The 23,929-nt window shown below is 58.5% G+C and carries 16 protein-coding genes and 1 pseudogene; 12 read left to right on the top strand and 5 right to left on the bottom strand.

Annotation, left to right across the window (positions count from 1 at the left end):
• Window positions 1-14 precede the first annotated feature (14 nt).
• From FEE99_RS19100 to FEE99_RS19110, 3 genes and pseudogenes are all read left to right on the top strand, one after another.
• The gene (locus tag FEE99_RS19100; protein WP_041480266.1) at window positions 15-1,070 is read left to right on the top strand and encodes a tetratricopeptide repeat protein; all 1,056 of its coding nucleotides are present in this window, start codon (window positions 15-17) and stop codon (window positions 1,068-1,070) included.
• A 132-nt stretch (window positions 1,071-1,202) separates the two neighbouring features.
• A pseudogene (locus tag FEE99_RS19105) lies at window positions 1,203-2,704 on the top strand (ATPase domain-containing protein).
• Window positions 2,701-4,371 carry an ATP-binding protein gene (locus FEE99_RS19110; RefSeq protein ID WP_041480264.1) on the top strand — a complete coding sequence of 557 codons (1,671 nt, stop codon included), beginning with the start codon at window positions 2,701-2,703 and terminating at the stop codon, window positions 4,369-4,371. Before FEE99_RS19105 ends, FEE99_RS19110 begins: the two are co-directional and overlap by 4 nt.
• A gap of 105 nt (window positions 4,372-4,476) precedes the next feature.
• On the opposite strand, the gene FEE99_RS19115 is transcribed toward FEE99_RS19110, so the two are convergent.
• From FEE99_RS19115 to FEE99_RS19135, 5 genes are read right to left on the bottom strand one after another with little or no spacing between them, the layout of a single operon-like run.
• A complete protein-coding gene (locus FEE99_RS19115; protein ID WP_041480262.1) occupies window positions 4,477-4,854 on the bottom strand; it encodes a response regulator in 378 nt (125 codons plus the stop codon).
• A 44-nt stretch (window positions 4,855-4,898) separates the two neighbouring features.
• On the bottom strand, window positions 4,899-6,113 hold the full coding sequence (locus FEE99_RS19120; protein WP_041480260.1) for a hybrid sensor histidine kinase/response regulator: 1,215 nt from the start codon (window positions 6,111-6,113) through the stop codon (window positions 4,899-4,901).
• Entirely contained in the window at window positions 6,107-6,700 is a 594-nt protein-coding gene (locus tag FEE99_RS19125; RefSeq protein WP_041480259.1) for a chemotaxis protein CheB, read from the bottom strand. The genes FEE99_RS19120 and FEE99_RS19125 overlap by 7 nt, the downstream gene beginning before the upstream one ends.
• Window positions 6,697-7,530: a CheR family methyltransferase gene (locus FEE99_RS19130; RefSeq protein ID WP_041480257.1), complete on the bottom strand. Its 834-nt coding sequence runs from the start codon at window positions 7,528-7,530 to the stop codon at window positions 6,697-6,699. The genes FEE99_RS19125 and FEE99_RS19130 overlap by 4 nt, the downstream gene beginning before the upstream one ends.
• Window positions 7,530-11,003, bottom strand: coding sequence for a response regulator (locus FEE99_RS19135; protein ID WP_041480254.1), 3,474 nt, complete (start codon window positions 11,001-11,003; stop codon window positions 7,530-7,532). The genes FEE99_RS19130 and FEE99_RS19135 overlap by 1 nt, the downstream gene beginning before the upstream one ends.
• A 266-nt stretch (window positions 11,004-11,269) precedes the next feature.
• Here FEE99_RS19135 and FEE99_RS19140 point away from each other — a divergent pair, with 266 nt between their 5' ends.
• From FEE99_RS19140 to FEE99_RS19180, 9 genes are all read left to right on the top strand, one after another.
• Window positions 11,270-11,629: a response regulator gene (locus FEE99_RS19140; protein ID WP_041480252.1), complete on the top strand. Its 360-nt coding sequence runs from the start codon at window positions 11,270-11,272 to the stop codon at window positions 11,627-11,629.
• A 171-nt stretch (window positions 11,630-11,800) separates the two neighbouring features.
• Window positions 11,801-15,724, top strand: coding sequence for a hypothetical protein (locus FEE99_RS19145; RefSeq protein ID WP_041480250.1), 3,924 nt, complete (start codon window positions 11,801-11,803; stop codon window positions 15,722-15,724).
• Between the two features lie 95 nt (window positions 15,725-15,819).
• Window positions 15,820-17,124 carry a glycosyltransferase gene (locus FEE99_RS19150; RefSeq protein WP_041480248.1) on the top strand — a complete coding sequence of 435 codons (1,305 nt, stop codon included), beginning with the start codon at window positions 15,820-15,822 and terminating at the stop codon, window positions 17,122-17,124.
• Window positions 17,125-17,222: 98 nt separating this feature from the next.
• The gene (locus tag FEE99_RS19155) at window positions 17,223-18,086 is read left to right on the top strand and encodes a phospholipase (RefSeq protein WP_041480245.1); all 864 of its coding nucleotides are present in this window, start codon (window positions 17,223-17,225) and stop codon (window positions 18,084-18,086) included.
• An 88-nt stretch (window positions 18,087-18,174) separates the two neighbouring features.
• Window positions 18,175-19,080 carry an AraC family transcriptional regulator gene (locus FEE99_RS19160; RefSeq protein WP_041480243.1) on the top strand — a complete coding sequence of 302 codons (906 nt, stop codon included), beginning with the start codon at window positions 18,175-18,177 and terminating at the stop codon, window positions 19,078-19,080.
• Window positions 19,081-19,422: 342 nt separating this feature from the next.
• Window positions 19,423-20,733 (top strand): ABC transporter substrate-binding protein, encoded by a 1,311-nt coding sequence (locus FEE99_RS19165; RefSeq protein ID WP_041480241.1) that lies wholly within the window; start codon window positions 19,423-19,425, stop codon window positions 20,731-20,733.
• Window positions 20,734-20,889: 156 nt separating this feature from the next.
• The gene (locus FEE99_RS19170) at window positions 20,890-21,816 is read left to right on the top strand and encodes a carbohydrate ABC transporter permease (protein ID WP_041480415.1); all 927 of its coding nucleotides are present in this window, start codon (window positions 20,890-20,892) and stop codon (window positions 21,814-21,816) included.
• 8 nt (window positions 21,817-21,824) lie between these two features.
• A complete protein-coding gene (locus tag FEE99_RS19175) occupies window positions 21,825-22,655 on the top strand; it encodes a carbohydrate ABC transporter permease (protein ID WP_016774872.1) in 831 nt (276 codons plus the stop codon).
• A 163-nt stretch (window positions 22,656-22,818) separates the two neighbouring features.
• A complete protein-coding gene (locus FEE99_RS19180; RefSeq protein ID WP_041480240.1) occupies window positions 22,819-23,922 on the top strand; it encodes an ABC transporter ATP-binding protein in 1,104 nt (367 codons plus the stop codon).
• The last annotated feature ends 7 nt before the right edge of the window (window positions 23,923-23,929 follow it).

The raw sequence follows: 23,929 nt of genomic DNA on the forward strand, positions 1-23,929 counted from the left end.
TTCGGAAACCCCGCATGACTCAGTCCCGCCGCAACCTGCTGATCGGCCTAGGCCTCGTACTGATCCTCGGCGTCGTCTGGCTGTCATGGCGCAGCAGCACACCGACCATTCCCGATGCTATCAAACATGGCTACAGCGAAGCGCTGAACGCCGCGCGCACTGGTGAACCCGGAGCGGCGCGCCAGTTGTACCAGCAATTGGGCCGCCCGGACATCTCGGTCAAACGCCGGGTCTGGCTGCACGGCGAGCTGCCCAACTACCCCAGCCCGCAGGCCTTGAAACTGGCTGACATCGACCTGCATCACGAAGCGCCGCAAGTGCGCGTCGCCGCGATCAAAAGCATCGTCGGTCTGGTGCCCGGCGGGCAACGCAGTCTGCTGCTCGGACCGTTGCTCGACGATGAAGAACAAACTGTCCGTTTCGCTGCGATCAATGCCCTGCTCGGCCTGAGCCCGGACGAGCTCGGCCTGTATTTCGCACCGCTACAGCAGGCTATCGACGGCTGGCAACAGACCTTGGAAAACCAGCCGGAAAGCGCTGCCAACTATGCGCAACTGGCCCGTCTTTATATCCATAACGCCGAATACAAACAGGCCCAACAGGCGTTGGACAATACCTTGCGTCTGGAACCCGGCAACCTGCCGGCGCTGGTCATGCAGATCGATGTGCTTGACCGCCAGGGCCAGAGCGATGCCGCACGCCAGTTGCTTGCCCGCCAGCTCAAGGCGCAGCCAGATTCGGCCTATCTGCAACATGCCCTCGGCCTGTGGCTGCTGCACCACGGCCAGCGCGAATACGCCCTGCTCGGCCTGTCCAAAGCGGTAGAACTGGAGCCGGACAACAAGGATTATCGCTACGACCTCGCCACCACTCTGCACAGCGCGGAAGAACTGGAAGCGGCGCAAAAACAGCTGCAGGAAATCGTCCAGCGCCACCCCGCCGACCGCAAGGCGCGGGTGTTGCTGATCAACTACTGGAAGGAAAGCGGCCAACTGCAGAATGTGCAGATCCTGTTGGCGCAACTGGAGCAGCTGAATCCGGACGACCCGGCTTTGCAGCAAGGTCTTTAATCCAGTCAGGGCGGACTCAATTGGCCGCCCGTCCAAGAAAAAGCGGAACCGTGAACACGCCGTGAGGTCAAGTTACTCAGGCGGCTCACTCTAGCCAGCCGCCGGATTACCCTAGTCATAAGAGGGCGTTTTTTGACTACATCAAACGAGTTGATCAGTGCAAAGGCCGCCGTCGGCATTGTAGGTCTGGATGACATCCTTGCCGGTGGCTTGTCTCGCGGCCATGTGTTTTTGCTCGAGGGGGAACCCGGGACCGGCAAAACCACGGTGGCGTTGCATTTCCTGCGCGCCGGTGCGCTGGCCGGGGAACGCTGCCTGTACATCACTCTCTCGGAAACCGAGAAAGAACTGCGTCAAGGTGCGCTCTCCCACGGTTGGGAGCTGAACGAAAACATCAAGATCTTCGAGCTGACACCGCCGGAAAGCCTGCTCAATGCCGAGCACCAGCAAAGTCTGCTGTATTCCTCGGACCTTGAACTGGGTGAGGCGACCAGGCAGATTTTCGAAGTGGTCGAACGCTTCAAACCGACCCGCGTAGTGCTCGACAGTCTCTCGGAGATCCGTCTGCTGGCGCAGAGCTCGTTGCGCTATCGTCGGCAGATTCTGGCGATCAAGCATTACTTCGTGCGCTACGACGCCACCGTCCTGCTGCTCGACGACCTGACCACCGAGTCCCTCGACAAGACCGTGCACAGTGTCGCCCACGGCGTGATTCGTCTTGAAGAGCTGACGCCAAGCTACGGCGCTGAGCGTCGGCGCGTTCGAGTGGTCAAGTATCGCGGGCAGAAATACCGTGGCGGTTTCCACGACTTCACATCATGGGCGACGGCGTCCATGTTTTTCCACGCTTGGTAGCGGCGGAGCATCGCGGCGACTACCCACGTCTGCAGCTGTCCAGCGGCATCCCGCAAATGGACGCCCTGCTCGGCGGCGGCATCGAGACCGGCTCCAGCACGCTGATTCTCGGCCCGGCCGGTACCGGTAAATCGCTGATCTCAATGATCTTCGCCGCCGCAGCGGTGGCCCGAGGCGAAAAAGCCGCGCTGTTCATTTTCGATGAAGAGCTGGGTCTGCTGTTCGAACGCATGCGTCATCTCGGTATCGACCTCAAAGTCTTGCAGGCCACCGGTAATCTGCTGATCGAACAAGTAGACGCCGCCGAATTGTCTCCCGGCGAGTTGTCCCACCGCGTGCGGCGTTGCGTCGATGAGCTGGGTATCAAAACCGTGGTGATCGACAGCATCAACGGCTATCAAGCGGCGATGCCGGAAGAAAACGCGCTGGTGCTGCACATGCACGAGCTGTTGCTGTACCTGAACCGCAAAGGCGCGGCGACTTTCATGACGGTCGCCCAGCACGGCCTGGTGGGCGATATGCAGGCGCCGGTCGATATCACTTACCTGGCCGACACGGTGATTCTGTTGCGCTACTTCGAAGCCCTCGGCAAAGTCCGCCGGGCGATCTCGATTATCAAGAAACGTACCGGCAACCACGAGTCGACCATCCGTGAATACCGGATCTCCTCGCATGGCATGACCATCGGCCAACCGCTGGAATCCTTCCAGGGCGTGCTGCGTGGCGTGCCGACTTACATGGGAGCGAGCAATCCATTGCTTGAGGATGAAAGCTTGTGACGGTCAACACGCCGTTGGCCGAGCGGGTGCTGGTGCTGGCGCCTATGGGTCGCGACAGCCAGATCGCGTTGATGATCCTCAACGAAGCCGGCTACGGCGGCATGGTGGCGCCGAATCTCGGCGCTTTATGCACCGAGCTGGAGGTCGGTGCCGGACTGCTGGTGATTGCTGCTGAAGCGCTGCGCGGACCTGAACTGGAAGGGCTAATCGCCTACCTTGACCAGCAGCCCGCGTGGTCGGACATGCCAATTGTCCTGCTGACTCATCATGGCGGCGATGAACAAGGCCCTCCGTCGCGCCTCAGTACCCTGCTCGGCAACGTGACGTTTCTCGAGCGCCCCTTCCATCCCGCGACGCTGGTCAGCCTGGTCTCCGCCGCCCTGCGTGGGCGACGACGACAATATGAAGCGCGCGATCGGCTGATCGACCTGAGTGAAAGCGAACGACGCCTGCAATCGACCCTGGAAACCCTCGAGCAGCAAGTCGAAGAACGCACCGCACAACTTCGCCACAACGAAGAAGCCCTGCGCCAATCGCAGAAAATGGAAGCGGTCGGCCAACTCACTGGCGGTATCGCTCACGACTTCAACAACATGCTCACTGGCATCATCGGCAGTCTTGAATTGCTGCGTCGACGCCTGGCCCGAGGCCGCACCGAAGACCTCGACAGTCTGATCGATCTAGGCGTGACCTCCGCCAACCGCGCCGCCGGCCTGACTCACCGTCTGCTGGCGTTCTCGCGCCGTCAGTCACTCGACCCGAAAGCCGTGCAAATGAACACGCTGGTGCTGTCGATGGGCGAGCTGCTGCAACGCAGCCTCAATGAAAGCATTCATCTGGAAATGCGCCTGGACGACAATCTCTGGGTGGCCGAGGCCGATCCCAATCAACTCGAGAGCGCCCTGCTCAACCTGGTGATCAATGCCCGCGATGCGATGCCCGAGGGTGGCAAGCTGGTGGTGGAAACCAGCAATCAGGTGCTGCATAGCGAATTCACGGCTGCGTACAGCAATCTGGAGCCAGGCGATTACGTGATGCTCAGCGTCACTGACAATGGCAGCGGCATGCCCCAGAGCGTGGTCAGCCGTGCGTTCGATCCTTTTTTTACCACCAAGCCGATCGGCCAGGGCACCGGCCTCGGACTGTCGATGATCTATGGTTTCAGCAAGCAGTCGCGCGGGCATGTGTCGATCGACAGTGAAATCGATGAAGGCACCACGGTAAAACTCTATCTGCCGCGTTTCCGGGGTGAGGAAGTAGAAATTCCCGTCTCGGATTCGCAGCAGGCTCCGTATGCGATGGATGGCGAAACCGTACTCATCGTTGAAGACGACCCTGCGGTGCGCGTATTGGTCAGCGCCGTGCTCAGTGAGCTGGGTTACGCGTTCGTAGAGGCCGGTGATGCCGACGGCGCCATGCCGATTCTAAATTCGACGCAACGCATCGATTTGCTGATCAGCGACGTCGGTCTGCCGGGCATGAACGGTCGGCAACTGGCAGAAGTCGGTCGGCAATACCGGCCGGGTCTGAAGGTGTTGTTCATCACCGGCTATGCCGAGCACGCGGCGGTGCGCGGAGGCTTCCTCGACTCGGGGATGCAGATGATCACCAAGCCATTCACCTTTGATCTGCTCACCGCAAAGGTGCGCGAGATGATCAATAGCTGAGCCTGTAGGAGCTGCCGAAGGCTCGGGCCGCGATCGGACGATCTTTTGATCTTGATCTATAAAAAGCAAAATCAAAAGATCGCAGCCTTCGGCAGCTCCTACATATCAGGCCAGCAATTCCTGAATCTTTTCCTGCAACACATCCAGATCAAATGGTTTTTCCAGGATCGGTGCCCTGTTGGTAATCGGGCTGCCGGTCTCACGGATTTCCTGCGGGTAGCCGCTGATGAAAATCACTTTGAGGTCCGGTCGCAATTTCACCGCCGGCTCGGCAATCTGCACGCCGGAGATACCGCCCGGCAGGCGGAAATCGGTAATCAGTATGTCGAGATGAGGTTTGCTGGCGAGGATCTCGAAAGCCTGCTCGCCATTTTCCGCTTGCAACACGCGATAGCCCTGCCCTGACAGGTAATCCGTCAGGACCATCAAGATAACCGGTTCGTCTTCGACGACGAGTACTACATCTTGCGCATCTACGCTCATGGGAAGCCTTTGTTCGGTCAATAGCTGCTGATACGACCGTGTGGTCACTCAGAGGTTGCGTCGGATATGCCGTTTTCCTGGATCGGCAGACAAACGCGAAACAGGGCGCCCTCGTTGATTTCACTCTCGACGACGATGGAGCCGCCATGGGCGGCGACGATCTGCTCGGAAATGAACAGACCCAGCCCGAGCCCGGCCACCACCGTCTTGGCGGACACCCGTTCGAACTGCTGAAAAATACGCTTCTGGTTCTCGGCGCTGATGCCGATGCCGTGGTCCTGGACCTCGACCCGGGCCTCGTCATCTTCGCGATAGACGCGCACCTGAATCGGGCTGCGACCACCGTAACGCAAGGCATTGGTCAGCAGATTGGACACCACTTGCTCGATGCGGAACTCGTCCCAGCAACCTTCTACCGGCGCCGATGCCTCGAAGGAAACGCTGGTTTCTGCCGCTTCCATTTGCGAGGCAAAATTCTGCAGGAGATTGCTGACCAGTTGCACCAGATCGAAACGACTCGGTCGGATCGACAGTTTGCCGGTGCGGATTCGCGAGACATCGAGCATGTCTTCGATCAGGCGAATCAGGCTTTTGATCTGCCGCTCATCGCGGTCGACCATCGCCTGCATCTTGTCGAGGGTGAACGCTGAGGCGTTGTCTCGCGCCAGATGCATTTTACGCAACTGGGTTTCGAGAATCAGGCCATTGAGCGGCGTACGCACCTCGTGGGCGACGATGGACATGAAGTCATCACGCATGCGCACCGCTTGCTCCAGCTCCAGCTGAGTGCTTTGCAGCTGTTGCAGCAGCGCTTCCTGCTCACGCCGGGCCTGCTCCAGCGCCTCGACCTGCTGCTTCATCGCCTTGCTCTGGCGATACAGATCGACGAAAACGTTGACCTTGCTCTTCACCGCATGGATATCCAGCGGCTTGTGCAGGAAGTCCACCGCACCGCTTTCATAGCCTTTGAACGCGTAGTTGAGTTCTCGGCCGGCAGCGCTGACAAAGATGATCGGAATGTTCTTGGTCTTCTCTGTACCGCGCATCAGCTCGGCGAGTTCGAAGCCGTTCATGCCGGGCATCTGCACGTCGAGAATGGCCATGGCGAATTCGTGCTGCAGCAACAGCGACAGTGCTTCGTCCGCCGACAGAGCCTTGTAGACCGTGCGATCCTCGCGCTTGATCAGCGCTTCCAGCGCCAGCAGGTTTTCTGGCAGATCGTCAACGATCAACAGTTTGGCTTGGATATTACTCAGCATGCGATTCGTTCCAGCTCGACTAGCAGACGGCCGATGCCGTGAATGGGTAGGACATGATCCGGCTGCAGAACGTTCAGTGCAGCCTGGGGCATGGTGGCGACTTGTGCATCCTCGGGGTCTTGAACAATGGTCAGGCCTGCGCAACGCTTGACGTAAGCGAGCCCGCGCGCGCCATCGTGATTGGCGCCGGTCAGCAGGACAGCGGCGAGTGTCTCGCCGTAAACGTCAGCGGCGGATTCAAACAAGTAATCAATAGACGGCCGCGAATGATGTACGCGGTCCTCCAGGCTCAGTGACAAGCTGCGATCCGCTTCGACCGACAAGTGGTAACCGGGCGTGGCGAAATACACCGTGCCGGCTTCAATGTCCTGCTTGTCTTCAGCTTCCTTGACCGGCATCGCCACACGGCGGGAGAACACTTCGGCCAGATGACTGCGGCGTTCTTCCGGCAGATGCAGAACGATGATGATCGGCAGCACATAGCCTTTGCGCAATGGCCCGAGCAGGGTCAACAAGGCCTCGACACCGCCCGCAGAGGCGCCGATCACGACAGCCTCGATGCGAGGCAGGCTCGGGGTGTCGTTCATGATTTGCGGTAGATCCGTTCTTGTTTGACCAACGCCTCGAACTGGTTCGAATAGTTGGAAAAATCCAGGGTTTCCTTGCTGCCCAACACCAGAAAGCCGCGATGCGACAGTGATTCATGGAACAGCCCGAATGCCCGGTCCTGCAGCTTCTTGTTGAAGTAGATCAGCACATTGCGGCAGGAAATCAACTGGGTTTCGGAGAACACGCTATCGGTGGCCAGGCTGTGGTCGGCGAACGTCACGTTCTCGCACAGGCTCTTGTCGAAAATCGCGTAGCCATAGGCTGCGGTGTAGTAATCGGCAAACGAACGCTGGCCGCCGGCCTGCTGATAGTTGGCAGTGTAGGCGCGGACGTTTTCCATGGAGAAAATCCCTTGCTTGGCCTTCTCCAGCGAGCGCGGGTTGATGTCGGTGGCGTAGATGATCGTGCGGTCGAGCAGGCCTTCTTCACGCAGCAGGATCGCCATCGAATAGACCTCCTCGCCCGTGCTGCAGCCGGCAATCCAGATTTTCAGCGACGGATAGGTGCGCAGCAGCGGCACCACTTCGTTGCGGATCGCCAGGAAGTGCGACGGATCGCGGAACATCTCGCTGACCGGGATCGTCAGCAGTTGCAGCAGCTGCATGAACGCCGTCGGGTCGTGCAGGACTTTCTCTTGCAGGGCCGAGATGGTCGCGCACTCGAACTGACTCAGCGCGTGCTGCACCCGGCGCTTGATCGAAGCGCCGGAGTAGTCGCGAAAGTCATAGCTGTACTTCAGGTAAATCGCCTCGATCAACAAGCGTAATTCGATTTCGCTGTTGCGCTCGGCCGGACTGCTGCGTTCCACTAGATGCGTTCCATTTTCGGTAACCACACACGTATCAGCGAGAACAGACGATCAAGGTCGATGGGCTTGGCCAGGTAATCGTTGGCGCCCGCTTGCAGGCAGCGCTCCTGATCGTCCTTCATGGCCTTGGCCGTTACCGCGATGATTGGCAACTTGCGCCAGCGCGGATCCTTGCGGATTTCCATGGTGGCTTCGAAGCCATCCATTTCCGGCATCATCACGTCCATCAGCACCAGATCGATGTCCTCGACTTCATGAAGTCTCTCAATTGCTTCACGACCATTACGGCCGATCACCACGACAGCGCCTTTGTGTTCCAGTGCACTGGTCAGGGCGAAGATGTTGCGCACATCGTCGTCCACCAGCAGCACTTTACGACCTTCAAAGACCTTGTCGCGGCTGCGCGCGGTCTTGAGCATCTTCTGCCGTTCATGGGACAGCTGCGATTCGACTTTGTGCAGAAATAGTGTGACCTCGTCGAGCAACCGCTCCGGGGAGCGTGCGCCCTTGATGATGATCGAGCGTGAATACTTGCGCAGCTCGGCCTCTTCATCGCGGGTCAGGTTGCGCCCGGTGTAGACAATGACCGGCGGGAACGAGCAAATGTCTTCGGTGGACATGCGCTTGAGCAGATCGTTGCCGAGCATGTCCGGCAGCTTGAGGTCGATGACCATGCAGTCGTAGATGGTCGTGCGCAGCAATTCCAGCGCGTCCTGGGCCAGGCCGACGGCAGTGATTTCAATGTCTTCATCGCCAATCAGCCGCGCGATGCTTTCGCGTTGCAGATCGTCGTCTTCGACCAGCAGCACGCGTTTGACCTTCTGCGTCAGCTTGGCCTCGAGACGGGCGAACACATCCTTGAGCTCTTCGCGGGTGGTCGGCTTCACTGCGTAGCCGATCGCGCCCATGTGCATGGCGGCTTCGACGCGGTCTTCCACGGAAATCACGTGCACTGGAATGTGCCGGGTTTCGGCGCGTTCTTTCAGGCGTTGCAGCACAGTCAGACCGGAATGATCCGGCAGGCGCATGTCGAGCAGGATCGCATCCGGGACGAATTCGCGGGCCAGGTCATAACCTTCGTCAGCGCCGTGGGCGACCAGACACTGATAACCCAACTCATGGGCCAGGTCATACAGGATGTGCGCGAAGTTCGGCTCGTCCTCCACCACCAGAATGCAGCGCGTGGCGAACGGTGCCTTGTCGCGATCGTCGGCGAAGCGCGGGATGACAGCCGGAATCGCTGACGCCAGCGGTGCCGCAACGGCCACTGGTGTAGCCACCGCAGGCGCGGTATGAAAAGTCAGCGGCGCGGCCGGCGTTTCGCCGAATTCGTGATACTGACGCGGCAACAGCAGCGTGAACGTGCTGCCCTGCCCCGGTACGCTGTCGACGCTGATCGAGCCGCCCAGCAACGTTGCCAGATCCCGCGAGATCGACAGGCCCAGGCCGGTACCGCCGTACTTGCGGTTGGTGGTGCCATCCGCCTGACGGAACGCTTCGAAGATACTTTCCTGCTGATCCGCAGCGATACCGATCCCGGAATCCTTGACGCTGAAAGCGATGTGATCATTCGGCTGCGCGGTGATGCTCAGGCTGACCGCGCCGTGCTCGGTGAACTTGATCGCGTTGGACAGCAGGTTCTTGATCACCTGCTCCAGCCGCTGTCGGTCGGTGAACAGCAAGCCCGGAGCGTCCGGCTGGACCTCGACGGTGAAAGCAAGGTGCTTGTCGGCAGCAAGCGGTTCGAACATCGAGCGCAAGCCATCGACCAGACGATCGACGCGGGTGTTTTCGGCAATCACTTCCAGCTTGCCGGCCTCGACCTTGGAAATGTCGAGGATGTCGTTGATCAGGTTGAGCAGATCGTTGCCGGCCGAATAGATCGATTCGGCAAACTTGACCTGTTCCGCCGACAGATTCTGCTGCGGGTTTTCCGCCAGCAGCTTGGCCAGAATCAGCGAACTGTTGAGCGGCGTGCGCAGTTCGTGGGACATGTTGGCGAGGAATTCGGACTTGTACTTGCTCGAGCGTTGCAGCTCTTCGGCACGCTCTTCGAGTTGAATCTGCGCCTGATTCAGCTCGGTGTTTTTCTTGTCCATCGCATCGCGCTGTTCGGCGAGCTGCTCGTTGGTCTGCTCCAGCTCCACTTGCTGGGTTTCCAGATGCGCCTGGGATTCCTTGAGAATCCGCGACTGTTCTTCCAGCTCTTCGTTGGCAGTCTTCAGCTCTTCCTGCTGCACTTGCAGCTCTTCATTGAGCTGCTGGGTTTCGGCGAGCACTTCCTGCAAGCGTTGACGGTAGCGCGCCGCCTCGATCGACGTGCCGATGTTGCCGGCAATCAGCTCCAGCAATTCGATGTCGCGCTCGGACAGCGGACGCAGGAAGCCCAACTCGATTACGCCGTTGACGCGGTCGTCATCGCTGGTCGGCACCACCAGCACACTGTGCGGCAGGCCTGCGCCGAGGCCGGAGCTGACTTTGAAATAATCGCCAGGGACCGCGTCGAGACGGATCAGGCGTGCTTGTTCTGCGACTTGGCCGACGATGCCTTCACCGCTGTAAATCGTCTGGTTCAGCTCTTCCTGCTCGCGGGAGAAACCATAAGTCGCCACACGCTTGAGGCCGCCATGTTCTTCGCGCACATAAAGCGCAGCGACGGCAGTGCCAAGGTATTGCGCGCAGAATTGCAGAATGTTGCGCCCCAGCAGGTTCAGCGTCAGTTGCCCCAGCACCTGCTCGGCCAATTGTGTCTGGCCGTTGCGCAGCCACGCCTGCTTCTCCAGGCGTTCGGCGCTGGCCTGTTGCGCCGCGAGGTTGGCGCTGTAATTGGTCGACAGATTGACCAGGTCACGGCGGCCGATGTAGGCCAGCAAACCGCTGATACCAACGATGAAAATCAGATAAAGGGTGATGCTCCAGATGGTGGTGCGACGCACATCCTCGTTGCGCGTGGCGCGCAGCACTTGCTCGGTTTCGATGACGTCTTCGAACTGCTTGCGAATTTCGTCGGTCAGTCGCTTGCCCCGCCCGGCCTTGACCGCACCGCGATAATCGCCGCTGCTGCGCTGCAGGTCGATCATCGATTGCGCGTAGTTGGCCCATTCCACCTGCAACGCTTGCAGACGACGCAGGCGGTCGGTCTGCACCGGATTATCGGCGGTCAGCTCCAGCAACGTATTGAGAGCGACGTCGATACGCGGCTTGGCAACTTCGTACGGGTCGAGAAAGTGCTCGTCACCGCTGAGCAGATAGCCGCGCATGCCGGTTTCGAGATCGACAGTGAGTTTCACCGCCTCATTGGCGTTATTGATCACCCGGTCGGTATGCTCGACCCACTGGATGACGGACAGCAAATAGGTGATCAGTGAGACGAAAAACACCGCACTGAGCACGCCGACGCCCAGCGGCAGGCTGACGTTGCGACTCAGAAGTTTGCGGAACCGTTGTTCATCAACCGAGGACGGAGAGGACATGGGGCAGCCTTGTCGAACTGTTGAAAACCCGAGAGTTTGCCCCAAAACCCCGCCATGGATCCATTTTTCTCACACAAATGATGGCATTTTCCTACGCACACCTGCGCATTGGACGACGCCAACGGTTATCCTTGCCTCACCACACTGACCTGTTCTTTTTTTGTATCAGCTCGGGAACTTGTGGCTATGCGCCACTTACTCATGCAAGAGTCCGGCAAAATTCGCTTGCCCGGTATCCCCCGATTTCAATTTTTGAGAGTCCTGCCATGTCTGCCAATGCCTCCACTATCCTTGTCGTAGAAGATGACGACATCGTGCGCATGCTCATCGTGGATGTGCTGGAGGAGCTGGAATACACGGTATTGGAGGCTGATGACGGCAACGCGGCACTGGAAATCCTTGCGGATCCTGGCAAAGCCATCGATTTGATGATGACCGACCACGGCTTGCCTGGCATGGATGGCCGCGAACTTGCCGAAAAGGCGCGGGAGCTGCGCCCTGTTCTGCCCATCCTGTTCGCCAGCGGCTATGCCGAGAATATTGATGTGCCCAGCGACATGCATGTCATCGGCAAGCCCTTCTCCATCGATCAATTGCGCGACAAAGTTAAAAGCATTCTGAACTAAACCTGATAAAAGTCCGTCGCAGATGCAACTTGTCACATCCGAAAATAATCAGCAACTAACTAACACTGCCATTGCTTAACCTGCCAGCTCTATCCTGAATCATCTTTGGCCGCGTTAATAAATAACGAAATACAGCCAGGGAACTTTCGATACTCATTCAGGATAGAGCCCATGCAGTTCATTTCTTCCGACGTGCCTGCCGCCGTCGATTGCTCCGCTTCCGACAAACAGGAACGCGCGCTTATTGTTCAGTTACTTGTTGAAGCCCTTAAGGCAACTGAGTTTGAAGTCTCGGCCGACAGTTACTCGGCAAGCGCCTCGCTGCCGGTCGCCACTGTATTCAATGTGCAAGATCGCTTCATCCCCCGGGTCATCGGCAGCAGTTTTGACGAACGCTGTGAACCAGCACGCAATGCCTTGAAAAATTTAATTGCAGCCCCGGAGTTTGCGCAGCTGTTACGCAACCATTCTTTTTCAGCTGATATTCAACTAGCAGTGGATGCCAACGCCGGAGTTCTCGTTGTTTATGATTCAGAGTTCGAATCCCATCGCTTCAGCATTGCACTGGATAATGCTGAAGTTTCGGTGTTTTCCGAAGAACTCGATATGCTCGCCGATTTGGCGAAGAACATCGGCGGCGTCGTTTATTCCGGCCAAGTGATTGGCATAGTGCAATGGTTGAAGTTCAACGGTTATGACGTGCCGACGAACATTGCCGAAACCCGGGCACTGATTGAATGGCTGGCCTTTGAACTGCCTGAGCCGCCCTCCTTGGGCGACTACCATGAATTGCTCCACGCCGATGAGTCGTCACCGTTTCATCTATCGATAGCGGACCGCAAAGTCATAACCCAGACAGTGCATGAGCTGACCCAAGGTGCGACAAGCCTGTTGCAGGTACTGGCGTTCGCCAACTTCAACCTGATTCCGGCACAGGACATACGCGACAACGCGGACAAGTTCCTGCACAACTTCCTGAGGCGAAAAACCGCTCGCGCCCTGGGAGAAACCCTGCATGCACGCCTTGGCTGGCATCTGGAAGCCAATAACGCGGAGGTGCGCGAACGCCAGGTCAATGAGTTAGTCATCGCTGCGCTGATCATCGACATGCAATTGCGCTCCGATCAGCCTCTTGTCGCCGGCTATGACTTCTATCAACCGGCGAATTCCACACTCGGCGCTGCCGAAGTGCGCGTCCTGTTCGAACAGCATCTGGTTGATCTGGGCCTGAGCGAAGCGCACAACGCGCCACTGGCAGCGCATCTATTGATGGCGGGTGCAGCACCGGAGTTGCTGATCGACCAGATCCCGCCCGGGCTCACGCTGGACAAGCCAGGCTGGGTAACTGCGCGCCAGAGCGCTGCCGTGGTCGAGCACGCCGCACCTGGCAGCTCGCGTGCAATGACGTTTGCACAACTCAAGGCGTTTTCCGAGCTGACCCCGGTTTCCGGTGAGCTCGACAAGTTGTACGAAGCGGCGGCGATCCCGGCGGTGGTGGACTGGGCGGTACTCAACGGAGTCATCCCTTACCGCAGCGACAAAGACTACGACAAGACCACGGTGATCAAGGCCAGCGCGTATTTCTCGCGTTACATGGAGGCTCTGGCCCAGTCTGAAACAGGCTTGTCCACCGCGCCTCCGGACCGGCGCAAAATCGCTTTGCGTGCGCTGGAGCAAGTGATGCCCGCCGGCGCCTATCTCGAACAGCCGGCCTTCGAAATAAAGTACCTGGACAGTTTCGGCGAACGTAGCTGGCTGGAAGGGCTGAAGGCTGCGCATCCGGCGGGGATTCTTACCGAGTTCTGGAATTTCCTCGCCAGCGCCACTGACAACAACCAATACGCGATCAACGGCCTGTTGCGCCTACGCCTGTCGATTCTCGATCTGTATCTTTCCGGCGATCTGGTTGAAGACGGACAACTTTCGGACAAATTCAAGACCCGCGACAACTTCCACCCCCCGGCCGATGCCTTCACCCGCCTGGCCGAACTGCAATCGCCGTCGCAACTGTTTGATCAGGCGTTTGATCGTTACTACCGGAACGTGCGCGAGGGTCTATCGTCCCTGATCAAAATGGCGATCACGCAGATGCCAGAGCATGATCGTCAGGCCTTGACCAGCGGCCAAATGACCTTCTACACCGTCAGGAAGGAAGTCAATCCACTGAATCCGCAGCAAGAAACGCAAATCCAGCGAGATGAGGCCAATGGGCGTTACGGGATAATTCTTTGCTGCGACGACGGTGATCGGCTGCGCGCTTACGAACTGTTCACGCTGCGCGGCGTCTGCTACGAGCGTCCGGATCTGGCGCTCAAGCTGCAAGACACCGGCCTCATTCATCAACGGCCGACCCTTTCATACACTGGCAGCAAGTACGATTTTCAGGACAAGAACAAAGCCAGCGAGTGGCCCCTCGATTACGCCGCCTACCGCGAAGGCAGCGAACCACGCCAGGGCATGACTTCCAAAGTAGTGGTGGAGAAGCTCTGGCAGTTGCAACTGCAAGAGACTGATGTGCGCGCGGTTCCGCTGTTCTTTTCTGCGCAACTGGATGAGATCGCCCAATGCGTACTGGACAACCATCCTGTCGCCCGCCGCGAAGAGTTGTATGCCGCACTGGATGTGCGCAACGGCCTGGAAGAATGGCGCGACACCAGGGAGATCGTCGAGAACCTGGCAATCAACGTCATCGTGCCGTTCAAACAGTGCATTGAAGACATTCGTTCCGGACGCACCGACCGTGTCGCCGAAGGCATTGGTGGCTGCATTCTGGATGGCCTGTCGGTCATCGGCCTGCTGGTCGGTCTTGGCGCGTCGGCAGCGAGCATCATCGCCAAGACCGGGTCAACCACCCTAAAACTGCTGAAAGTCGCCAAAGCCGTGGCCCGAGCGGCCGTGTCGCTGATCAACCCGCTCGACGGATTGCCCACCCTCGCCCGCAAAGGTTTTCGTCTGGTCAAACGCGGCGTGGTCTTTGCCGGTGAAACCGCGCTCGACACCGCGCACACCGCCAGCGTGCAATTGAAAAGGTTGATCCATGGCGTCGAGAGTCGGGACTGGCTCAGGCTCTCCCACACCGGCGATGTGCGTCAGGCGACCTGGCGAGGCGCCGACGCGCTTGGCGAGGCGATCGACATCGCAGTGCTGGAACGCAACCAGGATTGGCATGCGCTGAGCATCCGCACCGGCGGTGCCTGGGGCCCGCGCCTGAAACTGCTCGACCTGGGTAACTTCGCCCCGTTGAAGCGCCTGTTCGGCCGCTTCAAGCCATTCAGTTACACCCGCGGTTATCTGAAAAAAGCCATTCCCCGCGCCCGGACCAAGCTGGACAACTCCATCAACGCGCTGTCGCAACCGTCTTCCAACGACGACATTCGCGCGGTGCTCAAGCATGTGTTCGGTAACGATTCCGATGAAGTGGCACAGCACGTGTCGAAACATCTCAGCGCGATGCGCAAGGATCTCGAGTCGATCAGTTTCAGCAATGTGACGTTCCGCCCGCATCAACCCGGCGTGATCGCCTCGCTTTCGCCACCGGCCTATAAGCGTTGGCAGACAGCGCTGCGCACAGGCGAAAAAATCGATGAGTCCGCAGGCCGGTTTCTGTCGATCTACCCGGACAATCTCGATGAGTTTTACAAGTTGTCGCGTTACGACGACGGCAGCGTCGCCGACGTGCTGATTCACGAAATGTCCCACGGTGGCCCGGACACCCTCGACCTGTACTACGGCAAGGTCTACCCGGAGTTGCATCAGGCGGAATTCGATGCGGTCGGACTGCTGGAGCTGGCTCGGGACGCGCGCAAGGCGCATCCGGACAACCTGATCAATCCACATCACGCTCTGGCGCACCGACCGGGATTCGTCGAGTTCAACCAGGTAAAAACCAGTCTGCCGAAACTGGTCCAGGACCATCCGGCCCTGGCCAACGCTGAGTCGTACATGCTTGCGGTATCGCTGCTCGATCAAGCACAAACGCGTCCGGCCATATTGAGCTTCAATGTGAAGACCATCGACGATGCCGTGCGCAACACCGCTGCCGGCAAGTTTCTGCAAGGGCCGCTGCTGCTCAACCTCGCCAAACCGGTCATTTAAACGCTGAAACGGCTGGTCGGTGGACAGGGTGCATTTCGATCACTTCGCTGTGGTTTAATTGCGCCCTTTTTCTTCCATGGGTCAGAGGATCAGTCGTGAGCCATTCGCGTACCACCAAAGTTCTGGTCATCGGCTACGTCTGGCCAGAACCGCGCTCATCAGCGGCCAGCGGGCATGTCATGCAGATCCTCGAGACATTTCTCGATCAGGGATGGGACATCACTTTCAGCAGCCCGGCCGGCCCGGGTGAACACAAGGCTGATCTGACGGCGCTAGGCATTCGCGAAGTATCGATCGAGCTCAACAACAGCAGTTTCGACACGTTCATCAGCGAGTTGGCACCAGATATCGTGCTGTTCGATCAGTTCATGATGGAAGAACAGTTTGGCTGGCGTGTGGAGAAACACTGCCCGGACGCCCTGCGCATCCTGGAAACTTCCGACCTGCAAAGCCTGCGGCATGCGCGTCATCAGCGCCTGAAAGACCGGCTGAAAAGCAACGACGAGCAGACTGATTTCACCGAGCTGTTTGCACCGGCATTGCACGAAGAATTCCAGTTGATGGCCGGCACCGATCTGGCCAAACGGGAAATCGCTGCGCTGTATCGCTGCGACTTGAACCTGATGATTTCCGAAGTCGAGATCGACCTGCTGGTGGAGGAGTTTGGCCTGCCTCGGCAAATCCTGCATTGGTGTCCATTGATGATTGATCTTCCGGACACCGCCCCGCCAGGTTTCGAAGAGCGGGCGCATTTCCTCAGCATTGGCAACTTCCGTCACGCGCCGAACTGGGATGCCGTGCTCTGGATGAAGACCACCCTCTGGCCGCTGATCCGCGCGCGCCTGCCTCGCGCGCAACTGCATATCTATGGCGCCTATACGCCGCCCAAAGCCACCGCACTGCACAATCCGGCCCAAGGCTTTCACATCATGGACTGGGCCGAAGATGCACTTGAAGTGATGTCGGCAGCACGAGTCTGCCTTGCGCCATTGCGTTTCGGCGCGGGAATCAAGGGCAAACTGCTCGATGCCATGCTCTGTGGCACACCGAGTGTGACCACACCGATCGGCGCCGAAGCCATGCACGGCGACGCTCCGTGGCCGGGAGCCGTCGCCCTCGACGCAAACACCTTCGCCGAACAGGCCGTGCAACTGTACGAAGATCCAGCGCGCTGGCAGCAAGCGCAAAGTCAGGCTTCGGCACTTTTAAAGCAGCGTTATCAGCGCAGCGTACATGGCCCGAGCCTGATCAACAGGATCAGCGGCTGTCGACAACACTTGGCACAACTTAGAAACGACAACTTCACCGGCGCCATGTTGCGACATCACACACTCAAAAGTACTCAATACATGGCTCAATGGATCGAAGCGAAAAACCAGTTGAATCCAACAGAGCGTTAATTACATGACTTGCATTAAAAGCGAACTTTCGCAATAACACGAACATGCTTATAAACATCCTGCGCGCAACTTACTAACCACTTCGCAGGATATGCAACATGGAAAACTTCGACGATACACCAACCCATCAATGGATGGCTGATTCACCACAAATCGATAATCTTTCGTTATTCGAAATGACCCTGCCCGGCGCGCACAACGCCGGCTGTGACTGGGAAGCGTCTTACGCCCTTATTCCCGGGAAAAACTGGCTTGCCTGTCAGGACGTTTCGTTTTATTCGCAGTTGAATCGCGGCGCTCGCGCACTTGATGTACGCCTTGTTTACAACAGCAAGGCGAAACAACTGGCGAGATTCCGTTTCCAGCACAATGGATTCAACTCTTCGCGAACGCTTGAAGACCTGATCAGGGACGTAAAGGGGTTTTATGAAAGAAGCCCGAACGAGTTTATCGTTCTGGACTTTCATGAACTTTCCAACGCTACAGACCCATTCAACCATGAGGAATTCAAAACAGCTTTGCTGGAGCACCTTGGGGAACGGATCATTCCCACCGACAATCTGCATCTGACAATTGGCCAACTCAAAGCCATCAATCCATTGCAACGCATCATGGTGGCCGCGCCGATGACCTGGGAAAGCGAAGACTTTCGTTTCTACAGACCAATCAATCACAAGTGGATCGGCAAATCACAGGTCAGCACCTCGGATCTTTATGGCTATATAGACAACGTACTGAGCACACCTGTCAGTACGCTCCGCCCATGGTCGCTGTCGGCAACCAGTTACACACTCGGCGGGCCGCAGCGAATCCTCGACAGTCTGGACGAGTGGTTCGACCCGGAAAAATCCGATTGGGCGCGCAAGTGCAACATCATCAATTTCGACTTCATCAAAAATTCGAACATCGTGCGTTTCTGCCAAATGGCCAACCTGCAAAAGGCACGCGACAAGCTCAGCTGAGCGGTCACCACGGACGGCCGGTCGGAAGTGGCACAAATGGCAAAAAACGAGGCATGATCGTGCAGCGATAATAAAAAAGTGCCCCGTCATGACCCGAACCGCTCGCGTGACCGACCCTTCCTACGAGTTGATGGACGACCATAACGGTTTGTCCATCATCTACCGCCAGCACGGTTTCCCCTGCCCGCTGGTGCGCTGGCATTTCCACAAAGAGTACGAGTTGCACCTGATCGTGGCCAGTTCCGGCAAGGTGTTCATCGGCGATTACATCGGCAACTTCTATCCAGAGACTTTGTTTTTGACCGGTCCCAACCTGCCGCACAACTGGATCAGCCAGGTCGCCGAGGATGAAGTGGTGGAGAAGCGCGACATGCTGGTCAACTTCACCGACGAATTGTTCGAGAGCGGGCACCAGGTGTTCGCTGAGCTGAAATCCCTGACGCCACTGCTTGAGCGTGCGCAGTACGGCATCGAATTTCGTTGCAAGCGCACGATCCGTCAGGCCATGACACTGATGCAGCGGATCGCCGACAGCACGGGCATCACTCGCCTCGGGCACTTTTTCATCCTGATGGAGTTGCTCGCGGCCAGTGATGATTTCCAGTTGTTGTCCGGTGCCACCACGCCGCAACTGGCCGACGAACACAACATCGACCGCACCAACCGCGCGGTCGACTACATCTTCAGCCACTACGCGCGGGACATCTCACTGGAAGAAGTGGCCGAGCACCTGGGCATGACACCGACCTATTTCAGCCGGGTATTCAAACAGGCCACCGGGCGCAACTTCATCGAATTCGTCAATCGCCTGCGCATCAGCAAATCCTGTGAGCTGCTGGCCGATGGTGACAAACCGGTGACCGAGGTGTGCTTCGAGTCGGGCTTCAACAATATTTCCAACTTCAATCGACGCTTCCAGCAACTCAAGGGCATGACGCCGTCGCACTATCGACGGCTGGCGGTGCAGCGGCTGACTGAACAGAACCATCTCTGACGACACGCCACCTGTGGGAGCGAGCCTGCTCGCGAAAGCGGTCTGTCTGTGAAAAATCCTGTGGCTGACACACCATCTTCGCGAGCAGGCTCGCTCCCACAAAAAACCGTGCCCCGGCTGGCGAAATCTATACGCATTCGCTAACGGTCCCTCGCGCAAAACCCCTTCCCTGCGTTCCCCCGCCCAAACCCCAGTGCAAAAAAGTATCAACAAAAGTGCTAGGGATGATTTGTCAGCCCCGCCGTTGAAGGCTGTAATCAGCGCAGATTCTTCCTGCATTCGGAAGACACAAAAACAATAACTGTCCTTCTGCCCCGTCGGGTGTCAGAAAAGGAGTGCACGATGCAACCCACTGCAAAAGCTCTGCTCGCTCTCACCTGCATGACCCTCAGCAGCGTCAGCCTTGGCGCCCAGACCCTGACCATCGCCACCGTCAACAACAGCGACATGATCCGCATGCAAAAACTCTCGAAAACCTTCGAGAGCGAGCATCCGGACATCAAGCTCAATTGGGTGGTGCTGGAAGAAAACGTCCTGCGTCAGCGCCTGACCACCGACATCGCCACACAGGGCGGCCAGTTCGACGTATTGACCATCGGCATGTACGAAGCCGCACTCTGGGGCGGCAAGGGTTGGCTGGAGCCGATGAAGGACCTGCCGGCCAGTTACGCCCTCGACGATGTCTTTCCGTCGGTGCGCGAAGGCCTGTCGGTGAAGGGTTCGCTGTATGCGCTGCCGTTTTACGCGGAGAGTTCGATCACCTATTACCGCACCGACCTGTTCAAGGAAGCCGGGCTGACCATGCCGGAGCGGCCGACCTGGGAAGAGATCGCCGGGTTTGCCGAAAAGCTCACCCTCAAAGACAAAGAGCAGTACGGCATCTGCCTGCGCGGCAAGGCCGGCTGGGGCGAGAATATGGCGCTGGTCACCACGGTCGCCAATGCTTATGGCGCACGCTGGTTCGATGAGCAATGGAAACCGGAATTCAGCGGCCCAGAGTGGAAAAACGCGCTGAATTTCTACGTCAACACCATGAAGAAATCCGGCCCGCCGGGCGCATCCAGCAACGGTTTCAATGAAAACCTCGCCCTGTTCAACAGCGGCAAATGTGCGATCTGGGTCGACGCCAGCGTCGCCGGCTCGTTCGTGACCGACAAGACCCAGAGCAAGGTCGCCGATCACGTCGGTTTCACCTTCGCTCCGCATCAAGTCACGGATAAAGGCTCGGCGTGGCTGTATTCGTGGGCGCTGGCGATTCCGACCAGCTCCAAGGCCAAGGACGCAGCAAAAACCTTCAGCGCCTGGGCCACGTCCAAAGAGTACGGCGAACTGGTTGCCAAGACCGATGGCATCGCCAACGTGCCGCCGGGCACCCGCGCTTCGACCTACAGCGATGCTTACATGAGCGCCGCGCCGTTTGCCAAAGTGACGCTGGAATCGCTGAAAGCCGCTGACCCGAGCAAACCGACGCTGAAACCGGTGCCGTACATCGGCATTCAACTGGTGACCATTCCTGAATTCCAGGCAGTCGGCACCCAGGTCGGCAAGCTGTTCTCGGCAGCGCTGATCGGCCAGACCACGGTGGATCAGGCGCTGGCGGCGGCGCAGCAGACCACGGAACGCGAGATGAAGCGCGCGGGTTATCCCAAGTAACCGCTGAATGCCTTGCTCCTGCCTCTTGTGGGAGCGAGCCTGCTCGCGAAGGCGTCGTGTCAGCCAACACACATGACACTGACCCAGCGCTTTCGCGAGCAGGCTCGCTCCCACATGGGGATCTCCATAGGTCTGTATGACTCGGTTGTGAATGCCATGAATACTTCAACTGCCAAAGCCCACATCGACCTGTCGCCACCGCAGCGCAAGCTGCGCGTGCGCAATCCCGGCTGGTTTCTGGTCAGCCCCTCGGTGGCGCTGTTGCTGCTGTGGATGATCGTGCCGCTGGGCATGACCCTGTACTTTTCGATGATCCGCTACAACCTGCTCTACCCCGGCGAAAACGAATTCGTCGGGCTGGAGAACTTCACCTATTTCCTCACTGATTCGGGTTTCATGCCCGGCGCGACCAATACATTGCTGCTGGTTGGCAGCGTGTTGCTGATCAGCGTGGTCTTCGGTGTGTTGATCAGCGCGTTGCTGGAGGCCAGCGAATTCCTTGGTCGCGGCCTGGTGCGGGTGATGCTGATCTCGCCGTTTTTCATCATGCCCACCGTCGGCGCGTTGATCTGGAAAAACCTGATTTTCCACCCGGTCTCGGGGATCCTCGCCTACATCTGGAAGCTGTTCGGTGCGCAACCGGTGGACTGGCTGGCGCACTACCCGCTGCTGTCGATCATCATCATTGTTTCGTGGCAATGGCTGCCCTTCGCGATCCTGATTCTGATGACCGCGATGCAATCGCTGGATCAGGAACAGAAAGAAGCTGCACGCCTGGACGGTGCCGGCCCGATCGCGATTTTCTGGCACTTGACCCTGCCGCACCTGGCGCGGCCGATCGCTGTGGTAGTGATGATCGAAACGATCTTCCTGCTCTCGGTGTTCGCCGAAATCTTCACCACCACCAACGGTGGCCCCGGCTACGCCTCGACCAACCTGGCCTACCTGATCTACAACCAGGCGCTGGTGCAGTTCGACGTCGGCATGGCTTCGGCCGGCGGTTTGATTGCCGTGGTCATCGCCAACATCGCCGCGATCATTCTGGTGCGAATGATCGGCAAAAACCTGACTGACAAAGCGTGAGGCCTGCCATGACGCTCCAACAATCCCGTCGCCTGCAAAGCCTGCTGCTCGGCACGCTGGCCTGGGCCATCGCGATCGTGATTTTCTTCCCGATCTTCTGGATGGTGATGACCAGTTTCAAGAGCGAAATCGACGCTTTCGCCACGCCGCCGCAGTTCATCTTCACGCCAACGCTGGAGAACTACCTGCACATCAACGAGCGCAGCGACTACTTCAGCTTCGCCTGGAACTCGGTGGTGATCTCCTTCAGCGCCACCGCCCTGTGTCTGTTGATCGCGGTGCCGGCGGCCTACTCGATGGCGTTCTACGAAACCCAGCGCACCAAAGGCACGCTGCTGTGGATGCTCTCGACCAAAATGCTGCCGCCGGTGGGCGTGCTGATGCCGATCTACCTGCTGGCCAAGAGTTTCGGCCTGCTCGACACGCGCATCGCGCTGATCGTGATCTACACGCTGATCAACCTGCCAATCGTGGTCTGGATGGTTTACACCTACTTCAAGGACATTCCCAAAGACATCCTCGAAGCCGCCCGCCTCGACGGTGCGACGCTGTGGCAGGAAATGGTCCGCGTGCTGCTGCCGATCGCCAAGGGCGGCCTCGCTTCGACCGTGCTGCTGTCGCTGATCCTGTGCTGGAACGAGGCGTTCTGGTCGCTGAACCTGACCTCTTCGAATGCCGCACCGCTGACCGCTTTGATCGCCTCGTATTCAAGTCCCGAAGGGTTGTTCTGGGCCAAGTTGTCGGCCGTCTCGACCCTGGCCTGTGCGCCGATTCTGATCTTTGGCTGGATCAGCCAGAAGCAACTGGTGCGCGGCCTCTCCTTCGGTGCCGTGAAATGAATATCCCTGAGCCAGTACACCCCCTGTGGGAGCGAGCCTGCTCGCGAATGCGGAGCGTCATTCAACGCTGAAGGCGGCTGAAACGGCCCCTTCGCGAGCAGGCTCGCTCCCACAGAAAAGCCGATCTGGTTTAACCCAATAATAAATTGCGGAGGCCCATCTCATGGCCAACCTGAAAATCAAGAATCTGCAAAAAGGCTTCGAAGGCTTTTCCATCATCAAGGGCATCGACCTTGAAGTGAACGACAAGGAATTCGTGGTCTTCGTCGGTCCCTCGGGCTGCGGCAAATCTACCCTGCTGCGCTTGATCGCCGGCCTTGAAGAGGTCAGCGGCGGCACCATCGAACTCGATGGCCGCGACATCACCGAAGTCAGCCCGGCCAAGCGTGATCTGGCGATGGTGTTCCAGACCTACGCGCTGTACCCGCACATGACGGTGAAAAAGAACATGTCGTTCGCCCTCGATCTGGCCGGCGTGCCGAAAGCCGAGGTCGAGCGCAAGGTTGGCGAAGCGGCACGTATTCTTGAACTCGGGCCGATGCTCGAGCGCAAACCGAAACAGCTGTCCGGCGGTCAGCGTCAGCGCGTGGCGATCGGCCGCGCCATCGTGCGCAACCCGAAGATTTTCCTCTTCGATGAGCCGCTGTCCAACCTCGACGCGGCGTTGCGCGTGCAGATGCGGCTGGAACTGCTGCGCCTGCATAAAGACCTGAAAGCAACGATGATTTATGTGACCCACGATCAGGTCGAAGCGATGACCATGGCCGACAAAGTCGTGGTGCTCAATGGCGGCAGGATCGAGCAGGTAGGCTCACCGCTGGACCTCTATCACAACCCGGCCAACCTGTTTGTCGCAGGCTTCCTCGGTACGCCGAAAATGGGTTTCCTCAAAGGCAAGATTGCCCGCATCGACGGCGCCAGCTGCGAAGTTTCGCTGGACGCCGGCACACGCATCACCCTGCCGTTCAACGCCGCCAACCTCAGTGTCGGCAGCGCTGTCACGCTGGGCATTCGCCCGGAACATCTTGAACTGGCGCAACCCGGCGACTGCACGTTGCAAGTCACTGCCGACGTCAGCGAACGCCTTGGCAGCGACACCTTCTGCCACGTCACCACCAGCGCCGACGAAGCCCTGACCATGCGCGTGCGCGGCGATCTGGCCAGCCGTTACGGCGAGCAATTGAGCCTGCGTCTGGACCCGACTCACTGCCACCTGTTCGACGCTGAAGGTGTGGCGCTGACCCGTCCACTGCGCGCTGCCGCCTGATTTCGAG

Origin of the sequence: Pseudomonas sp. ef1 (genome assembly GCF_007293365.2) — a bacterium.
GTDB classification, from domain to species: Bacteria; Pseudomonadota; Gammaproteobacteria; order Pseudomonadales; family Pseudomonadaceae; genus Aquipseudomonas; species Aquipseudomonas siliginis.

Bases quoted from the DNA above. Each gene is read 5' to 3' on its own strand.
- FEE99_RS19100 (WP_041480266.1), top strand. From the start codon at position 15: ATGACTCAGTCCCGCCGCAACCTGCTGATCGGCCTAGGCCTCGTACTG.
- FEE99_RS19115 (WP_041480262.1), bottom strand. From the start codon at position 4,854: ATGAGCGTAGATGCGCAAGATGTAGTACTCGTCGTCGAAGACGAACCG.
- FEE99_RS19120 (WP_041480260.1), bottom strand. From the start codon at position 6,113: ATGCTGAGTAATATCCAAGCCAAACTGTTGATCGTTGACGATCTGCCA.
- FEE99_RS19125 (WP_041480259.1), bottom strand. From the start codon at position 6,700: ATGAACGACACCCCGAGCCTGCCTCGCATCGAGGCTGTCGTGATCGGC.
- FEE99_RS19135 (WP_041480254.1), bottom strand. From the start codon at position 11,003: ATGTCCTCTCCGTCCTCGGTTGATGAACAACGGTTCCGCAAACTTCTG.
- FEE99_RS19140 (WP_041480252.1), top strand. From the start codon at position 11,270: ATGTCTGCCAATGCCTCCACTATCCTTGTCGTAGAAGATGACGACATC.
- FEE99_RS19145 (WP_041480250.1), top strand. From the start codon at position 11,801: ATGCAGTTCATTTCTTCCGACGTGCCTGCCGCCGTCGATTGCTCCGCT.
- FEE99_RS19155 (WP_041480245.1), top strand. From the start codon at position 17,223: ATGGAAAACTTCGACGATACACCAACCCATCAATGGATGGCTGATTCA.
- FEE99_RS19160 (WP_041480243.1), top strand. From the start codon at position 18,175: ATGACCCGAACCGCTCGCGTGACCGACCCTTCCTACGAGTTGATGGAC.
- FEE99_RS19165 (WP_041480241.1), top strand. From the start codon at position 19,423: ATGCAACCCACTGCAAAAGCTCTGCTCGCTCTCACCTGCATGACCCTC.
- FEE99_RS19170 (WP_041480415.1), top strand. From the start codon at position 20,890: ATGAATACTTCAACTGCCAAAGCCCACATCGACCTGTCGCCACCGCAG.
- FEE99_RS19175 (WP_016774872.1), top strand. From the start codon at position 21,825: ATGACGCTCCAACAATCCCGTCGCCTGCAAAGCCTGCTGCTCGGCACG.
- FEE99_RS19180 (WP_041480240.1), top strand. From the start codon at position 22,819: ATGGCCAACCTGAAAATCAAGAATCTGCAAAAAGGCTTCGAAGGCTTT.